The organism is Paenibacillus sp. CFBP 13594 (assembly GCF_014842675.1).
Lineage (GTDB): Bacteria > Bacillota > Bacilli > Paenibacillales > Paenibacillaceae > Paenibacillus > Paenibacillus amylolyticus_B.
Genome location: NZ_JACYVQ010000007.1, coordinates 389607 through 409123, shown reverse-complemented (window position 1 = coordinate 409123; position 19517 = coordinate 389607). Strand labels below are relative to the sequence as shown.

Annotated in this window: 12 protein-coding genes; 2 read left to right on the top strand and 10 right to left on the bottom strand. The window is 47.7% G+C overall.

Annotation, left to right across the window (positions count from 1 at the left end; all coding sequences use genetic code 11):
- Positions 1-15 precede the first annotated feature (15 nt).
- From IFU39_RS23285 to uvrB, 6 genes are all read right to left on the bottom strand, one after another.
- Positions 16-2529 carry a U32 family peptidase gene (locus IFU39_RS23285; protein WP_192135103.1) on the bottom strand — a complete coding sequence of 838 codons (2514 nt, stop codon included), beginning with the start codon at positions 2527-2529 and terminating at the stop codon, positions 16-18.
- A 327-nt stretch (positions 2530-2856) separates the two neighbouring features.
- Positions 2857-4752, bottom strand: a complete 1896-nt coding sequence (locus IFU39_RS23280) for a stalk domain-containing protein (protein ID WP_244661080.1) — start codon at positions 4750-4752, stop codon at positions 2857-2859.
- A gap of 43 nt (positions 4753-4795) precedes the next feature.
- Complete coding sequence (locus IFU39_RS23275) at positions 4796-5965, bottom strand: S1C family serine protease (protein ID WP_244661079.1); 1170 nt, start codon at positions 5963-5965, stop codon at positions 4796-4798.
- 277 nt (positions 5966-6242) lie between these two features.
- Positions 6243-6455 carry a hypothetical protein gene (locus tag IFU39_RS23270; protein ID WP_017692026.1) on the bottom strand — a complete coding sequence of 71 codons (213 nt, stop codon included), beginning with the start codon at positions 6453-6455 and terminating at the stop codon, positions 6243-6245.
- Positions 6456-6794: 339 nt separating this feature from the next.
- Positions 6795-9653 carry an excinuclease ABC subunit UvrA gene (gene uvrA / locus IFU39_RS23265; protein WP_192135101.1) on the bottom strand — a complete coding sequence of 953 codons (2859 nt, stop codon included), beginning with the start codon at positions 9651-9653 and terminating at the stop codon, positions 6795-6797.
- Between the two features lie 667 nt (positions 9654-10320).
- Positions 10321-12312 carry an excinuclease ABC subunit UvrB gene (uvrB, locus tag IFU39_RS23260; RefSeq protein ID WP_091013102.1) on the bottom strand — a complete coding sequence of 664 codons (1992 nt, stop codon included), beginning with the start codon at positions 12310-12312 and terminating at the stop codon, positions 10321-10323.
- Between the two features lie 169 nt (positions 12313-12481).
- Between uvrB and IFU39_RS23255 the strand changes: the two genes are divergently transcribed.
- Positions 12482-13279, top strand: a complete 798-nt coding sequence (locus tag IFU39_RS23255; RefSeq protein WP_091013100.1) for a flagellar motor protein — start codon at positions 12482-12484, stop codon at positions 13277-13279.
- Positions 13263-14075 (top strand): flagellar motor protein MotB, encoded by an 813-nt coding sequence (locus tag IFU39_RS23250; protein ID WP_192135099.1) that lies wholly within the window; start codon positions 13263-13265, stop codon positions 14073-14075. The genes IFU39_RS23255 and IFU39_RS23250 overlap by 17 nt, the downstream gene beginning before the upstream one ends.
- 113 nt (positions 14076-14188) lie before the next feature.
- On the opposite strand, the gene IFU39_RS23245 is transcribed toward IFU39_RS23250, so the two are convergent.
- The 4 genes from IFU39_RS23245 to IFU39_RS23230 form a co-directional block, all read right to left on the bottom strand.
- Positions 14189-15892: a molecular chaperone HscC gene (locus IFU39_RS23245; protein ID WP_192135096.1), complete on the bottom strand. Its 1704-nt coding sequence runs from the start codon at positions 15890-15892 to the stop codon at positions 14189-14191.
- Positions 15893-16188: 296 nt separating this feature from the next.
- Positions 16189-17367, bottom strand: a complete 1179-nt coding sequence (locus IFU39_RS23240; protein ID WP_192135094.1) for an ABC transporter permease — start codon at positions 17365-17367, stop codon at positions 16189-16191.
- Positions 17360-18556: an ABC transporter permease gene (locus IFU39_RS23235; protein ID WP_192135092.1), complete on the bottom strand. Its 1197-nt coding sequence runs from the start codon at positions 18554-18556 to the stop codon at positions 17360-17362. Before IFU39_RS23235 ends, IFU39_RS23240 begins: the two co-directional genes overlap by 8 nt.
- A 13-nt stretch (positions 18557-18569) precedes the next feature.
- Positions 18570-19505, bottom strand: coding sequence for an ABC transporter ATP-binding protein (locus IFU39_RS23230; protein ID WP_197997881.1), 936 nt, complete (start codon positions 19503-19505; stop codon positions 18570-18572).
- Positions 19506-19517: the final 12 nt, after the last annotated feature.

Genomic DNA, 19517 nt, shown 5'->3' with positions numbered 1-19517 from the left:
TACCATACAATCTAATTATTTCACCAATTGACCACGTGTAACGCCCAGTTGGTTCGTTGCTTTGAGTGTTTTCCACACTTGTGTACCACTGATCTCGCCGCGCAGTGCACGGTTGTACAGATCAATGACTTCGCGTACCTGCTCCGGTGTCTCTTCCAGGAATTCCACACGGTAACGGGATACACCCAGATCCATAAAGTTGGTCAGATACTCGGCACCTGACTGTTCCACGGCATTGTATACCGTATTACGGCAGCCTTCATCCACACGTACCGGGTGGGACATGCCGATCCGGTCTTGCAGTGATGCACGCTGTTCCTCACAAGGACGACCACAGTTCGTATAGTCCGTTCCTTCACTCATAAACGTACAATACACACAGTGCTCGGTGTGGAACATTGGCAGATGCTGATGGATAACCACTTCGGTCTGACTTGTACGGGAGTGGCCCAGCAAATCAACCATTTGTTGAATGTTCAGGTCATAGGATGGCGTAATCCAGTCACATCCGGCTTCCAGGAACAATTCAACGGCTTTGTGATTGGCGATGTTCAATGAGAAGTCGCCGATCAGTTCCGGGTGCGTTGCATCCGGGTTTTCCATCCGGTGGCGAAGGTAGAAGTACAGTGCACCTGTATTACGTACCAATACCGCATCCGGCTTCAGACGCAGGATGTTGTTATGATATCCGTTCTCCCCAGGCATGTGAATACGCGGTGTTGCCAGCGCGATCTTGCGACCAGCGGCATGCACAGCTTCCACGGCTGCCGGGAACTGCTTGATAAACTCGAAGTCGGCATAGATCATGCCGATGCCCGCTTCAATCGCTGCCTCCACTTGTGGCAGGCTGCGACAGAGCGCAGTCAGCTCTGCTTGACCGCGAGCGACTGGCGATGCCGGTTTAACTGAATCGCCGTACACATCGACCGCCCGTTTCACGTAGACAGGTGGTTTAGGACGTTCGCCCGCAAGTTGTTCTACCGCCTGACGGCGAATGTTATTCAACTCGCGCATCGGGATGATGACGTCACCGTGAAGATTGACGTCCATTCCCTCCAACTGGAACACGGTGCCTCCCAGACGTCCGAACTGCTCTTCGAGCAATTCATGCGTCATTGGACGCTTCTGCGCAATGTCCAGTTCCATCTCGGAATCAATTCGGACAGTCGTACCTTTCTGTACGTCTGTCCACCAGGTGCTAAGCGGCTGGCCTGGGCTGCCGATGACCTTCACCTTCACCGGGAATACACGGTACGGTTTCTCGGTTTCGAAGCTTTGACGCAGACGTTTGTCCAGCGCTGGGTCATTCGTTTTCCAGACTTTGTCGCCAACTTTCACGCGGCGCAGATCCACATCACTGCGGCCTGGCACGACGTCAACGATCCAGCCCTCTTCGGCTTCGCCTTCGAGTTTTACACCTTTGCGACGTACATCGTATACCCGTCCGCCTTCTTCCTTCTTCGTTGGGTCTCCCGCGTCAAATACAATCCCGTCTCCACGTTTCACGGGTGCATCCAGCTTCAGGACCACACCATCGCGCAACACTTGATCTACACGACCAAGGTAGACACCACGGCTTTTCGGGAACGTTCCATCCACTAGTTCTTTGTTGTTTGTACCGCTCAGGAAACCATGCGTGAAGCCACGGGAGAAGCTTTGCTGCAATTCGCGAACTTCTTCCTTGCTTGGCGGTGTGTTATCTCCATCAAAATAACGGTCAATCGCTTTACGATATTTGCTTACGACGTTTGCTACGTATTCCGGCGTTTTGAGACGTCCTTCAATTTTGAAAGAAGTTACTCCTGCTTCGATCAGTTCCGGCATCAGATCAATTGCTGCCAGATCCTTCGGAGACAACAGATAGGCTACATCACCCATCGGCTTGTGCACTCCATCCACCATTAGATCGTATGGTAGACGACAAGCTTGTGCGCACTCCCCGCGGTTCGCCGAACGTCCTCCCCACATTTCAGAAGTCAGACACTGCCCCGAGTAGGATACACACAATGCACCATGAACAAATACTTCCATTGGAAGCTTCGCCTGTTCGCCGATTTTCTGGATCTGCTTCAGGTTGTTCTCCCGTCCCAGAACGACACGTTCCATATCAAACGGCTTCGTAAACTCGACCGCTTCCGGTGACGTAATCGTCATCTGTGTTGAACCGTGGATCGGGAAATCCGGCGAGATCTCGCGGATCATCTTCACCAAACCCAAATCCTGAACAATTACAGCGTCCACACCTGCATCGACACATGCATCAATCAGTTCTTTGGCATCCGTCAATTCATTTTCAAAAATCAATATATTAAAGGTCAAGAAACCTTTTACGCCATAACTGTGCAAAAACGCCATAATCTCCGGCAGCTCGTCCATGCGGAAATTGTTCGCCCGTGCCCGTGCATTAAACTTTTCGACTCCGAAGAAAATTGCATCTGCGCCATTGGCTACCGCCGAACGCATACAATCCCAGTCACCAGCAGGTGCCAGAAGTTCAACGTCTTCTCTTCGTATTGTTGCTGTTTTCATGTAGATCCTCCCCATAACCGGCTATCCGCCGGATTTCATCCCTATATCCTTAAACGCCTGAACATACCAAGCCTAAGACTGCACCTTATCGGGTACACCTACATTGTCACGGTATTACAATATCTATCTATTATGTCTGTATTGCCTGAACTCCAAGCTTACAGTCATTCATATTCACCAGATCAGCAGTCATAACTCCTGAACTAGTATAGTGTACCACTTCTGCACCGACTCTTCTACGTTTTCCTGAAAAAACCGTTTACCATTTTCATTTCCAGCACAACGAAAAAACCGGAAGGTCCTCTGACCCTCCGGCATGCATCACTATTATTTAATAAATGTAAATGAGTTCACTGCTTTTTCCAAGGCTGCCGCCTGAACTTCTGTCTTGTTGGCATCATTCAACCCACTTGTGATCGTATAGGTTGTTCCATCCTTTTCAAACACGATCTGGCGACCCGCATATGGCACGCCTTTGTCCAGTTCATGATACGTAAAGGAAAATGCAGGCACACCCGCAAACGTCAGCTCCTCACTGCCAAGCAATTTGAAGTTCTTACGGGTTTTGGTGGCTTCGGCATAAGCTTCTCTCAGTTGGCTGACCGTCATTTCGATCGACTTGTCTTCACTCGCCGCAATGGAGAATTCTCCGCCGGTAAAGGTGTACACCACAGGTGAATATTCGAATCGATCACTGTAAGGTGTCCAGTAACGCGGAATATCTACACTGTATTTATAACGTTTGGACGTACGTGTAAGTGTCTTCGTTTTGTCTGTCAGATAAGGATCTTCATCCAGCTGACCGAAATTATCGGCAACCGTATCAAAATCAATCTCCACACTCTTCATAATCCGTTCAAACCATGCCCGATCTGCAATCTGCTCCTCAGGAAACGTATACTCTGCATAATATCGATACCCATTCTTCTGCAAAAGAACATCGAACTCCGTCTGCCAGCCTCCGCCAAAGTTATAACGGAATTCATTCACCTCAGCAGTCTCTCCCGAGATATCCATCGTATATGAACCAATTGGCTCGTAACTCTCTGGTGTAAATGTCTCACGCATCCACTTATCCAGTTGGCCGCTCCAGTCTTTTACCGTAGTACCTGCCTTCGCCGATGTGACACGCCATTGCAGATATGCACCATCCTTGGCTTCATAGATCATCTGATTGTTGTCAATCGACCAGCCGGCAGGAATCATCAACTCAATACCATAGTCATCGTTCCACGCGGAGCGCATGCCATGATCTACGGTAGACAGATCCTTGATCGTTCGATCCGATTCCGCATAGGTTGGCTGGAATGAATTGAGTAGAGCTGCACGTTTGCCCAGATCTTTATAATTCAATGCTTCGTAATCCGCGAGATACACATCATATTGACGACCTTCGCTCAGATACTGACGCATCTCCCATAACATACCGTCTACATCTTTCACGATAATCCGTGCATAAGGCGTTTTGCCTTTCGACACCGCTTCACGATCCAGCACCGTATCTCCCGATTGTTTGGCCTCCTGGACGAGTTGCTGCAACAAATCATCCGCATCCAGAGCCACATCCTGATCGCTGACGTACACCTCAAGATAATAACTGTTGTCTGCAGCGCCGAAAGTCATCATGCGCTCCTGCTCACCGGTCTGGAAAACCATAAGGTCTGCCGGGTAGTTAATGGACCAGCCGTAAAAACTGTTGCCGATTCTGGTTTTGCCTTCATCCGGATGAATGCCATCCTCGTCATCCACCGAATCATCGGTTTGCAACAGACGAATGACCATTTCTCCGGAGCTGGTTGGAGCTAGCGTCGCTCCGATACCGGCAGCAACCGGACGAAGTGGGACCATGAGTACGCCATTCACCATCTTGGGAGCGGCACCCATCTCATGTTTCACACCATCCACCCAGGCAATTGGACTTCCAATCGTTAGGGTAACCGTGTGCGGACCTTCCTTGATTTTGACGACATCATTTTTCTCCAGCCGGATTTCACTGCCAAATGCTTTCTTGAACACACCAACAGGCACCATCGTAACACCCTTGAATTTGTAAGGTTTGGCTATGGCCTGCTTATCACCGTTAATGTAGGCGCTCGTGCTACCCGCTTTGACCCGTAGTTCACTTGTCGTCAGATCAGATGCCCATACAGGCAATGCCGCGCCAATGGTCAGCATCCCGGTTAATACACCTGTGCTTAGCACACGTATCCATGACTTTTTCATTCCGTTCTTTCGTCCTCTCTCCATCCGGGCTGATCGCCGGGCTTTATTGTTCTTCATCTGCAAGGAACGCTTCATCTTCCTCGTCTACGATGTCTGCGCGATCAGCAAGCACCAACGTGCGGGTGACGATATCACCATCCGTTTGCATTAACAGCTTTACCTTTTGTCCAGGCAGATACTTTTTGAGTAACTCATTGATATCCACTACTGAAGAGACACGTGTGCCCGCGACACTGTAAAGGACATCGCCCTCTTTGATTTTGGCTTTCTTGGCTTCAGAAGACAGTACGCCCGTAATCGTTAAGGGATCATCTGTAGGCAGGCCCACAATCGCAGACCAACTTTCTTCCAGCTGTAGCCCCAAACTTGCACGTTTTATTTTGCCATATTTAAAAAACTGATCGATGATATATTGAACGGTATCCACCGGAATCGAAAACCCCAAACTCTCTACGCCTACCGCAGAGAATTTCATGGAATTGATACCAACCACTTCACCTTTCAGGTTGACCAGTGGTCCTCCGCTATTTCCTGGGTTAATGGCAGTGTCGGTCTGAATCAACCGGTAGGTCGCCTCAACACCACGATTCAAGCCGCTAATTACCCCTACCGTTGCCGAGTTGCGCAAAGAAAAGGAAATCGGCGTACCCAAGGCGATCACCGTTTCTCCAACAGTAGTTTGTGAGGCTTTGGCAAAGCTCGCCGGTTTGAGTGATTTGGCATTGATTTTGATTAGCGCCAGATCACTGAGTGCATCACTGTATGTTTTCGTAATTTTGTATGTATTGCCATCCGTCGTTACGACAACCGGATTCGTTAATCCGTCGACCACATGTGCATTTGTTACGATCCATCCGTTCGACCGGATAATGACACCTGTACCATGTGCAAGATTATAACGGTCGTCTGATGTTGCACCGTCCTGCACTTCGGTAGATTTCCCAATAATGCCTACGACCGAAGGAGATACCTTTTCGATCACTTTGGGAATGGCTTCACTTCCCTTGTACGTGTACGTTCCGGATTTTGCATCATATTGTCCACTTCCACCAACTGCCTTGAGCAAATCTTTAGTGTTCACATAGACTTGACCGTCTACCACTTTCGCTTGCATTGCCGCTTTGGATTCAGCTGCACCGGCCGTTGCCGCTACACTAATCGAGAGTACAGCAGCCATCAGTATGGCTATCCCCTTTTTACCCAACACGCTCATATTCTCACCTGACCCTCTCTATACATCCTTCTTGCGCGACTCGACATCGGATTCATCGCTGAATCTATTCGCTCTTTCTCTCATCTGCAATTCCGGTATCCCTCAATGTATCATACAGAATCTGGATATACAATTGTTTTAAGTCCTATTTTAGTAGAGAAGGTAGAATCTTGTTCAATCGTTTCAGTATAAATGAAAAAAACACCCTCCATGTCTCTCTGGAAAGTGTTCGTCTGTACCTCTTTTGGCTTAAATTCCATTCACTTCAGTGGCATTCCTACTGAGCAAACCAACCCGTTATCATCGCATAGTCTGTCATCAGAAATACCAGTAGGCTGACTACTGCAAATCCGATCGCAAACAGATTCTTTTTCGGTGCCCGAAGAAGCCGAACAACTCCGATGAAAATCAGGATCGTAAATAAGATGACAAAAATATCAAATGCATTAAAATTCGACGTACTCGCCGTGGCAGCTTCTGCAAACAGCATGGATAGACAGACCTCCTTACCATAGTTGAACAGCTAACGCATACCCTAATATCTTCCTCTATGTTATCTGTACCCTGCTTGTAATGCAAGCCCTATCATCCATAAAAATGAAAAAAATCCAATTTGGCCGAATATTCCTGTAACGCTCGTCATAATGCATATGTAAACACTTTCACGAAATAACCTTAGTCCGAAAGAAACACCGTGCATAATTCATAATGAAAAGCCCTTCTTCTCGGAAGCAGAGCACATCAGATCATAATCCAACGTCTCAACCTTTTCGAAAGGAAGGGCCTATATTGCCACTTCATATTGATATAACTACTGGTTTAGAGGATCTTAGTCCACTAATTGCAGTGCCTTGCTACGCTCGGTATCCCGCTCCAGAACCGGCTTCAAGTACTTGCCGGTATAGGAAGCTTCCACTTTAACGATATCCTCAGGTGTCCCGGTTGCAACAATGGTACCTCCACCGCTACCACCTTCTGGACCCAGATCAACAACATAGTCTGCCGTTTTGATCACATCCAGGTTATGCTCAATCACTAACACCGACTCCCCAGAATCAACCAGACGGTGTAATACGTTCAGCAAACGGTCGATATCATCGACATGCAAACCGGTAGTCGGCTCATCGAGGATGTAGATGGTCTTCCCTGTACTGCGGCGATACAGCTCGGAAGCAAGCTTCACACGCTGGGCTTCACCACCAGACAATGTGGTTGCAGGTTGTCCCAGATTGATATAACCCAGACCCACATCCATCAGTGTCTGCATTTTACGATGGATCTTCGGAATGTTCTCGAAGAATTGGGTAGCATCTTCAACCGTCATTTCCAGCACATCGGAAATATTTCTGTTTTTATATTTCACTTCAAGCGTTTCCCGGTTGTATCGTTTGCCTTTGCAGACTTCACAAGGAACATAAACGTCCGGCAAGAAGTGCATCTCGATTTTGATAATACCGTCTCCACGGCAGGCTTCACAACGTCCACCTTTGATATTAAAGCTGAACCGGCCTTTCTTGTATCCACGGACTTTGGCTTCATTCGTCTGAGCAAACAGATCCCGGATATCATCAAAGACTCCTGTATACGTAGCCGGGTTGGAACGTGGTGTCCGCCCGATCGGTGATTGGTCAATATCGATAACTTTATCGATATGCTCCAGACCACGAATTTCTTTATGCTGACCCGGACGTACCCGAGCACGGTTCAGATCACGAGCCAGCGTTTTGTACAGGATCTCATTGATCAATGTGGATTTACCTGATCCGGACACGCCCGTTACCGCAGTAAATACACCTACAGGGATCTTCACATTGAGATTCTTCAGGTTATTTTCTTTGGCTCCACGTACTTCCAACCAACGGTCTCCTACACTTCTACGTTCTGTACGAATCGGAATGAATTTTCGTCCACTCAGATATTGACCGGTTAAGGAGTTCTCATCGTTCATGATCTCCTCCGGTGTACCCTGTGACATGATGGTACCTCCGTGGATACCTGCACCTGGGCCAATATCAATAATATAGTCGGCAGCCATCATGGTATCCTCATCATGTTCAACCACGATCAACGTGTTACCAATATCTCGCATATGCGCAAGTGTTGAGATCAGACGGTCATTATCCCGTTGATGCAGACCGATACTCGGCTCATCCAGAATATACAGCACACCCATCAGGCTGGAACCGATCTGTGTAGCCAGTCTGATCCGCTGCGCTTCCCCACCGGACAATGTTCCGGCAGCACGACTCAGTGTAAGGTAATCCAGACCAACATTCACCAGGAAGCCGAGGCGGCTGTTGATTTCTTTCAAAATCAGTTTGGCAATCGTCTGCTCCTTCTCCGACAATTCCAATGTATCGAAGAACCGGCCAGCTTCACCAATGGACAAACTAGTCACATAGGCCATGTTGTGATCATTAATCGTAACCGCAAGACTCTCGCGTTTCAGACGCTGACCTTTGCATGTACCACAAGGCTTCGCACTCATGTAACCCTCAATAAATTCACGGATACCTTCAGATGCTGTATCACGATATCTACGCTCTAAGTTATTCACGATACCTTCAAAGGTAACCAGTGCTTCCTTACGTTGTCCAAAATCGTTCTCATAGCGGAAACGGATTTTCTCCGTACCTGTACCCTGCAACAACTTGTTCATCTGCTCAGCTGGCAGATCTTCGACAGGTACATTTTGCGGAATGTTGAAGTGCTCACATACTGACTTCAGGAACTGTGGATAATAGGTGGATGTGCCACCTGTCCAGGCATCAAAAGCTCCATCTTCGATGGTCTTAGTCCGATCCGGTACGAGCAGATCAGGGTCAACGATCATTTTGACACCTAACCCATCACAATCCGGGCAAGCGCCGAAGGGACTGTTAAATGAGAACATCCGTGGTGCAAGCTCTTCAATACTGAATCCACACACCGGGCAGGCAAAGTTGGAACTGAAGCGCAGCTCTTCTTCACCCATAATGTCCACCAGGAGTTGTCCACCGGACAAATTAAGTGCTGTTTCAATAGAGTCGGCCAGACGTGCCTGTACATCATCCTTAACAACGATCCGGTCAACAACGACTTCAATCGTATGCTTTTTATTTTTCTCCAGTTGAATATCTTCTGAGAGGTCACGAAGTTCCCCGTTCACCCGTACACGGACAAAGCCCTGCTTGGACACATCAGCAAACACACTCTTGTGCTCACCCTTACGACCCGAGATAATGGGTGCCAAAATCTGCAACCGGGTACGCTCTTGATATTGCATAATGCGGTCAACCATTTGTTCTACGGTCTGGGAGCTGATCTCCACGCCATGATCCGGACAATGCGGATGGCCCACACGTGCAAATAACAGACGCAGATAATCATAGATTTCGGTCACGGTTCCAACCGTGGAACGTGGGTTACGGCTTGTTGTTTTCTGATCTATTGAAATGGCAGGAGATAATCCTTCGATCGAATCCACATCGGGTTTCTCCATCTGTCCAAGAAACTGCCTTGCGTAAGCTGACAATGATTCTACATACCGGCGCTGTCCTTCGGCATAGATCGTGTCAAAAGCCAGCGAGGACTTGCCTGAGCCACTCAGGCCGGTCAATACAACAAAGCGGTCACGCGGGATGGTAATGTCGATATTTTTCAGGTTATGTGCTCGTGCGCCTTTAATGACAATGTTATCGCTCGCCAATAGTATTCATCCTCTCAAATTTACTATCCAACCTTTTAAAAGGCTTTTCGATCCCTCCCAAACCCTCCCTTCCAAGGGAGGGCCCCAGAGGGCGCAGCCCTCTGGACACCCGAAACAAGCGGTGCAACGGTGAGGGGTCGGGTCTTGCTATGTGAAGGGTTGTCGTGTGCCCGCGGTTTCTGATAAGGTTCCAGCCTATTGCCGGAACCTTATCAGACCACTCTACTGCGAGGGGACGCTCTCCGCTTCGCCTTGATCGCGACAAGGTCGCCATTGCCTTTGGCTCGGCTCCAAGATCAAGAGCGGGACGCTCTCGGCTTCGCCTTGGTCGCGACAAGGTCGTCATTGCCTTTGGCTCGGCTCCAAGATCAAGAGCGGGACGCTCTCGGCTTCGCCTTGGTCGCGACAGGTCGCCATTGCCTTTGGGCTCGGCTCCAAGGTCTACCAGGCGCTTCTTGGCTCTCAGGGGGACACGACTCCCAATTGCTTTCCTATAAACCTTTTAACCAATTTCAACATTTCTATCAGTATAGACTTGATTTCAAGATTTCAACATCTCTTATTATCGGTAGATATCAACGATTTCCTTACTCAACAAGAGAACGGCCAATTGGCCGTTCTCTTGTTACAGATCCATCTTTACTGGAGCATATGAATGAGCAGTATCTTATTCAGCGCGAAGTTCCAGCAACGCATCACGAAGCTCGGCGGCACGCTCGAACTGCAGGTTTTTGGCTGCATCTTTCATCTCTACCTCTAAGCGCTGAATAAGCGCCTGGCGATCTTTCTTCGACATCTTCTCGGCTGCGCCTGTGAGATAGTCTTTCTTGGATTCGGCAACTTTGGTTGCCTCAATCACATCACGCACTTTTTTGCGAATTGTCTGTGGTGTAATTCCATGCTTCTCGTTGTACTCGATCTGAATTGCACGACGGCGTTCTGTTTCCTTTATCGCCTTATCCATCGAATCCGTCACTTTGTCACCGTATAGAATAACACGACCCTCGCTGTTCCGTGCTGCACGACCAATCGTTTGGATCAGTGAGCGTTCGGAACGCAGGAATCCTTCCTTATCGGCATCCAATATGGCTACCAAGGATACTTCGGGCAAATCGAGACCTTCCCGGAGCAAGTTGATTCCGATCAGGACATGGAAAACGCCCAACCTTAAATCACGTAAAATCGCCATCCGTTCCAATGTTTTGATCTCGGAGTGCAGATAACGAACCTTGATTCCAACTTCCTTCAGATAATCCGTCAGGTCCTCAGACATCTTCTTCGTTAATGTTGTAATCAATACACGCTCGTCTTTGGCAATCCGGTCGTTAATCTCACCGATCAAGTCATCAATCTGCCCCTTGGTTGGACGCAGTTCAATAATTGGATCAAGCAGACCGGTTGGACGGATAATCTGTTGCACCATCGTATCGGTATGCTCAATCTCATACGGACCCGGTGTGGCTGATACATAAATAATCTGATCCATCTTGCCTTCGAACTCTTCGAATTTGAGCGGACGATTATCCAGCGCTGACGGCAGGCGGAAACCATGCTCAACCAATACCGTCTTCCGTGCTTGGTCACCATTGTACATCGCACGGATCTGTGGGAGTGTCACGTGAGACTCATCGACCACAATCAACATATCATCCGGGAAGTAATCCATCAGTGTATATGGGGTATCGCCGCGTTCGCGGAAAGTCAGCGGACCGGAATAGTTCTCAATTCCCGAACAGAATCCAACTTCCTTCATCATCTCGATATCGTACCGTGTGCGCTGCTCCAGTCGCTGAGCCTCCAGCAGTTTTCCCTGTTCACGCAACACTTCTAGACGCTCCTCCAGTTCACGCTCAATGTTCACCAGCGCAACCTTCATTGTCTCTTCTTGCGTTACGAAGTGAGACGCCGGGAAGATGGCAATATGTTCACGTTCGCCAATCAGTTCTCCGGTTAACACATCAATCTCCGTAATTTTCTCGATCTCATCACCGAACAATTCAACCCGAATTGCATGTTCACCCTTGGAAGCTGGGAAAATCTCAACAACATCCCCACGAACACGGAACGTCCCCCGCACAAAGTTAATATCGTTCCGCTGATACTGGATCTCTACCAGACGGGACAAAATCTGATTGCGGGGTTTCTCCATGCCTACCCGAAGTGACAGCAACATGCTTGAATACGAGTGCGGTGAACCCAAGCCATAAATGCAGGAAACACTCGCTACAATGATAACGTCCCTGCGCTCAAACAACGAACTTGTCGCTGCGTGCCGCAGTTTGTCGATCTCTTCATTAATACTTGAATCCTTCTCGATATACGTATCGGAGGACGGGATATATGCTTCTGGCTGAAAATAATCGTAATAACTGACGAAATACTCAACCATGTTATTCGGAAAAAAATCTTTGAACTCACTTGCAAGCTGCGCTGCCAACGTTTTGTTGTGTGCAATAATCAGCGTCGGACGTTGCAGTTGGGCTATCGTCTGGGCGATCGTAAACGTCTTACCCGTACCCGTTGCACCCAGCAGTGTCTGGTACCTCTTCCCCTCCTGAACACCCTTCACCAATTCTTTAATGGCTGCAGGCTGATCACCTTGGGGAGAAAACTCTGACTCGATTTCGAACGTTTTGTCGCTCATTATAATATCGCTCATTGCCGTATCTCACCCTATCGTCTAAAATAATAGTCACTATATATTGTCGAAGTTCCCCGAATTTTCATATGGGAAAACTTATAGTAATAGGAATATTTGTTCCCGTTTAATTATACCTCGTTCGTTTTAGTGATGCAAACGTGAAATGAAGATAGGAGTGGGTTAATTTATGGATATTGCGACACTTATCGGTATTATTGCCGGAATTGCCGCAGTCATTAGCGGTTTTTTGTGGGAAGGCGGTCAATTGTCTGGTCTCCTGCAAAAAACGGCTGCTTTAATTGTATTCGGTGGAACGATTGCTGCTGTGGTTGCCAGTTTCCCGGCGCATCGCCTTCGTACGATTCCAGCTGCCCTGCGTATGGCTTTTGGACGTAACAATAACGAATCAGGCTTGTGGGTTGAAGAATTGGTGGAGATGTCTTCTATCGCACGCCGCTCAGGTGTACTTGCATTGGAACGCAAGGTTATGGATCATCCGCATCCATTTTTGCAAGACGGTATTCAGATGGTTGTTGATGGTACCGATCAGGATGTGGTTCGCCAGATCCTGGAGATGGAGATTGATTCAATTGAACAAAAACATGAGGGCTACGCCAAAATATTCGAATCTGCTGGTGGTTACGCCCCAACCATGGGCATTATCGGAACCGTGATGGGACTTATTCAGGTACTTGGCAGTTTAACCGATCCAACCGGACTCGGACCTGCCATTGCTGTTGCCTTTACCGCAACCCTGTATGGGGTCGCCAGTGCCAATCTTATCTTTTTGCCCATTGCCTCCAAGATCAAATCCAGAGGTGCCGACGAAGTGCAGACCATGGAAATGCTTCTTGAAGGTGTACTTGCCATTCAGAACGGTGAGAATCCCCAGCTTGTACGCAAAAGACTGGAGTCCTTCACCCTTACGCATCGTCAGTCTATACGCCCCCTAGCAAAGGAGGGATTGGATGAGTCGGCGCAGTAAACGGCGCGGAAAACGTGAAACAATCGATCATCGGGATCGCTGGATGATTACTTATGCCGATCTCATAACGCTGCTTTTGATCTTTTTTGTCATCATGTATGCCATGAGCAATCTGGATTCCGGTAAATATGACGTCGTTACTCAATCGTTACAAAATACATTTAATGCGTCCGACTCTGTCCTTGAGCTTGGTGAGGGACTCGGTGAGAAACCCGGTCAAACGATTACAGAGACTCCACCATCCGAGGTGCAGGGTGAAGACTCCGGGACTGTAACACCAGATGATGACAACAAGCCCCTCACAGAACGGGAAGAACAGTTCAGATCGCAGGAGCAGGAATTGCAAAATCTGTTCAATGTGATTACCCAATATATCGAGGATAATAAACTGGAAAATCAGATTTTTGTTGCGGACAAGCCACAGGGCCTATCCATTACACTTAGTGACCGCTTCCTGTTTGACCAGGGACAGGCCGCTCTAAAGGACGGTGCAGCACCAACACTCAGTAAGCTTGCCAGCTTGTTCCGTGATCTAAATACCGTTGTCAGCATTGAGGGTCATACCGATAACGTTCCTGTCGGAGCAAACTCCGCCTATACCGATAACTGGCAGCTTTCTGGGGAACGTGCACTGTCTGTATTACGATTTTTTCTGGATACAGAGAAGCTTAACCCGGACGGCTTCCAGTATGCCGGATATGCGGATACTCGCCCAACGGGTGACAACACCACAGCGGCCGGAAGACAAAAGAACCGTCGGGTCGAAATAACTGTCTTGCGTCAACTCCAACCTTAATCTTCACTTCTTAAAATGGTCTAATGTTATCTCATCTTTTATAACTATCGAAAAAGCACGATCTCTGTTCCTCTTCGAACAAGACCGTGCTTTTCGTTATGATGTTACACTTCTCACCATAATCGGTGACTGTTTTCAATCTCATCCAACGTCACTTTCAATTTTTCTGCTTCCTTCTTAATTTCACGATCTTCTTGCTGTTTTAACTTCTCTTCAAACTTCAACATGGCATCTAAGATTACCAAACGTTTCTCTGCCAGAGATTCTTCGTATAAGCGTTCTCCACGCGCCACTAAATGCCGGTTTTCCATCCGCTCACGAGGATGTATTTTGATAGACTCCAACTCTTTGAAACGTTGGGCAATCTCTTCGTGGGACAAACCGCTTTCTTTCTCTTCTATGATCGCCACTTTCTTTTCACCCGTATCCACGGAAGACACTTCCACTTCCAAGATGCCATTAATATCGTAAGTAAAGCGAACATCTATAGCCTGTTCCCCCTCCGGTGCAGGTGGTACATTAATCGTCAGTTCACCAAGTTTAATATTGTTTTCGACCAGGCGACTTTCGCCTTGATACACATCAGCTGTAATTTTAGTTTGATTGTGCCTTAATGTACAGTAACGTTGAACCCTGCTTACCGGAACAACCGTATTCCGTTCGATGATTGGGTCAAAAATACCCGATTCATATCGACCTTCACCTAAAGGTTTCGAGATGGAAATCCCTAAAGTATATGGACATACATCTGTCAGAATAACTTCCTGCACATCCGCATGGCGAGCTTTCATAGCAGCTTGAATTCCCACGCCAATGGCGATGGCTTCATCCGGATGCAAGTAATTTGCTGGCAGTCTGCCAAATAATTTACCCGTAAACGAGTAGATTACAGGCATGCGGGTTGCTCCTCCAACAAGAATAACGGCATCCAATTCATCGAGTTGCACGGCAGCATCACGGAGCGCACGTTCCACAGGCTTTTGCAACCTGGCAAGCAGCGGCTTCGCTAACTGTTCAAATTGGGTGCGATCAATGCTCACCTCTTTCACACCATCTTCAAGTGTCAAGGTTATCGTTCCTTCACGCCCTTCGCTCAATGCCTGCTTGCATAGCTCTGCCTGTTTCCAAAGCGCCATCTGTGTCTTGTCAGACAGATCATTCTGCTGAATTTGGTGATGATTCAAAAACCAATGCGTAATCAGTTCGGTAAAATCCTCCCCTCCCAGAAAGTTATCCCCTGCTACTGACTTCACTTCCATAATTCCGTCAAACAATTCCAGGATGGATACATCAAAGGTTCCACCTCCAAGGTCAATAATGAGGAATTTTGTCTCTGGTTTCTGTTGATGCAGGCCATACGCAATCGCTGCGGCGGTTGGTTCACTGAGCAGTCGATCCACTTTAATTCCTGCCAGTTGTCCAGCACGTTTGGTCGATTTTCGCTGAGTATCATTGAAATATGCTGGCACACTGATAACAGCCTCTGTTACTTCAACACCTAAATAGGCTTCGGCATCCGCTTTCAAAGATTTCAAGACAAAGGAGGATAACTCTTCAGGCAAAAATTGATATGTACCCAAACTAAACGTTCTGTTTGTTCCCATGTATCTTTTAAATACAGATGCTGTTTTTTCTGGATGCGTGATTAATCGCTCTTTGGCAATCTCCCCTACTAAAATTTCCCCATTGTCGTCCACACTCACCACTGAAGGTGTCAAACGATTCCCAAGAGCATTCGGGATAATAACGGATTCCCCGTTGACCCAGCATGATACCAAACTATTTGTTGTTCCAAGATCTATTCCTATTATTGTCATAAAGCTTCTAACCCTCTTTCTGTTTAACATCTACACTTGCTATAGAAGAGACCACGCGCTGTTATGCGCCGACTGCAACATATCATACGTGACAGATCGTAACCTGTCTAGTTCAGCCCTACACAAATAATCTACCATAGATTTAAAGCAACAGAACATAGGTATAACTCCATACAATGAAGTACAAGTCTAGTGTATAAATAAATTCAGTCAAATCATCTGTTTCACTGAGCCCTTAATATAAAAGAACCGAATGCCCCCTTATGCATTCGGCTTCTTCAAAATTAGTATTTACCCTATGCCTCTACTCCTGGCTGGCTAGGGCGCAGAATCGCAGAGCCAACAGTCAGCAAAATGGCAGCCATGCCAAACAAAATCAATAGTGGCAATGTGATATCCGACAATGTACCACCAGCAGAGATCGTTTCCACCGCCCGAATTGCCCATTTCTGTGGAACAAAGTTGGCGAGCTTTTGCATATAATCCGGCATCAACGAGATCGGCCAGAAACAACCACCTATCATGCAAGTTGGCATAATGACAAGTGAATTCAGCATGTTGGCATTTTTGGGATTACGGATTAATCCGGCCACGGTACTTGCGATCCCCATGGAGACCAGCATGAATGCGGCCAAGATGATGAAATGAATGCCAAAAGGAATACCGGCATCATAATGCAGCAGCCACCTGCTGACTCCCAAAACCATAACAATTTGAATCATGCCAATGACAAAGCTTCCGAGGAAATTACCAAGCGCAATCTCATATGCACGGACGGGTGCCGTATATACCCTGGCCATCGTACGTTTCCTGCGATCTTCCATGATCACAGCCACTGCACTGGTCAGCAGTCCCATCATAAACATGATTGTAAATCCAGTCACATTGTTCAGGCCTGGCTTGGGATAGATCTGCAGATCGGTGACTTCACCAGCAACCTGATGTTCTCCTATCTCCTGTAAAAGCTGTTCAAAGGGCTTCTGTATACTCGATAGTATGTCAGTCTCACTTGAGACAGGACCTGCCGCCACCTTAACAGCTGAAGCAGATTGTAACAATCCGCTCGTCAAACCTTCAACTGCTGCTCGCAGTGTGTAGGAAGCTTCGCTTATCCGCAGCTCCACCAATTGGATCTCGGTTGGCTTTCCTTTTAACAGATCTTCCGTATAATGTGCCGGAATAATGATGCCAGAACTTCCTTTTTGCTGAGCGATGGATTCCTTCACTTCTGCTTCATTTGTCATCGGCTTGAGCAGGTACTGCTCGTTGCCAGCAAGTTCTTGAATCATCCATGCTCCTGCTACCCCTGTATCCTCATTGACGTAGGGAATGACCGTCCGTGTACTCTGCTCGCTTCCAAAGAGAGCAACCGCTCCTGTAACCACCAGGCAAGGCAGAAGCAGAAACGTAATGAAGCCCATTTTACGGCCAAGTGTACGTCTAATCATCAACCAGGCGATGTGTAGACTATTCATATCGGTATCCTGCCTTTCTATAGATCATTCCTGAGATAAGCAGTAATACAGCGCATACTGCGCCTAGCATTAGAATGTTATACACAATCTCTGCTACAGGTGCGGCCAGCATCATTCTCAGAAAACTTTGGAGCGCCCAGTGGTTAACCGTAAATTGGCTAAGCCGTTGTACAAAATCAATCGGAATAGGCATGAACCCACCGCTGATGAATGTCATGGCAACGATGATACCTTGTAAGGTTGCGCTGGCCGATGCCGTGCTTTTGCATACCAATGCCACGATTACGCCAAGAGTCATGGATGCCAATGTGATGCATACACAAGTCAGCACAATATACCAAGGATGGGTTCCCCAATCCACACCGTAGAGCCAATATGTCATAAGGATAATCGTTGTTGCTTGTAAAAAAGCGAGCAGACTATTGCCTGCAATTTTGCCAGCGAAAATGACTCCGTTACCTATCGGCGCAGCCTGAAGGCGGATTAACGTTCGGTTATCCCGTTCTCCAAAAAGGCTGGTGCTGGTTGTCATGCCTGAGTACAACATGAACATCGCCAGCATGGAAGCTGCATAGTATTGGGAGGCACTATACGCCGTACCTGTCTTACCGGGATTAGTGACAGTAATGGAGGTAGAATTCGCCGTACCAGACTCCGAAACAGAGGCCATGGCAGCAATGACTTGCGGACCGAACACTTTGGTAATCGCCATCTGTCGGTTCCATTCATCCGTAAAACGTGTAAACAAAGTTTCACCCAAGGTATTAAGTGTGTTGTCCTTTCCTCGTATCCACTGTAACCTGGCCTCTTTCCCCATCATCACGTTTTGCTCAAAATCCGAAGGAATCATTACAGCAAAGTCCAGCTTACCGGTACGCAGCGCATGAACGGCCTCTTCTTCAGTCGTAAAGTTCTGCACCTTGACCATCTCAGCCACTTCCGGGGATGCAACGAATGTATCTAGCGCTTGATTAACCGTACTTGATCCTCCACCAGATTCAGTGCTCAAATGGATGATTCCCACACGTACAGTATTCGGAATAACATCCTCCGCCGTACCCATCGTACTGGAAAGTGCCGTGCCCAATATAAAAATCAGTAACAACGGCAGAATGAACAGGTTCAACACTACAGATCGAATCTTAAGAATACGCCTTAATTCAAAGATGCAAATATGCCATATATTCATCTCTTGCTCCCCCCTAGTCCCGAAGCGTACGCCCGGTCAGATTGAGGAACAACGTTTCCAGATCCGGCTCTTCGACCTTGAGCGACTGAATGGATACTTCATGTTTGCTGCAAATGAAGAGCATATCCTGGAGATCCTGCTGTGCCGAAGGCAGCGTAATGGTCAGTGTATTCTCTGAAACGTCTACCATCCGCACACGGGGGTGAAGTTTCAGTTCTTCCACGACGTCGGGACCGATACCGGAAGTGGAGAGCACTACTTTTTCCTCCGATGCTACTCGTTCTCTCAGCTCTGCTTCAGTCCCACAGGCAATAATTCGCCCCTGATCCATAATCGCAACCCGGTGACTAATCGCCGCCACTTCCTCCATGTAATGACTTGTATATATGATCGTTGAACCCATCTTGTTAAGTGTCCGTACCGATTCAAGAATATGATTTCGAGATTGCGGATCAATGCCAACTGTCGGTTCATCCATGATAATGAGATCCGGGCGATGTGTAATCGCACATGCGATGTTTAACCTGCGTTTCATACCGCCAGAGAAGGTCGAGGGGGCATCCTTTGCTTTATCCTGCAACCCTACAAATTCAAGAGACTCCTGCACTCTTTCCTTAAGCAATTTTCCACGCAGTCCATACAGTCTGGCAAAAAAAGTCACATTCTCCGCAGCAGACATGGTTTCGTATAAAGCCAGATCCTGCGGAACGAGTCCGATCTTGCGCTTTACTTCAAGCGGTCGCTCCTTGACCGATATCCCATCTAATCTGATTTCACCCTGATCCATATTCAGGAGCCCTGCAATCATGCTGATGGTGGTACTTTTTCCTGCTCCATTGGGACCAAGCAATCCAAAAATTTCGCCTTTGCCAACACTAAGGTTCAAATGATCCACGGACAGCTTGCTGCCGTATCGTTTTACTACATGATCTACTTCAAGTATGCCCATCCCTTTTACGCC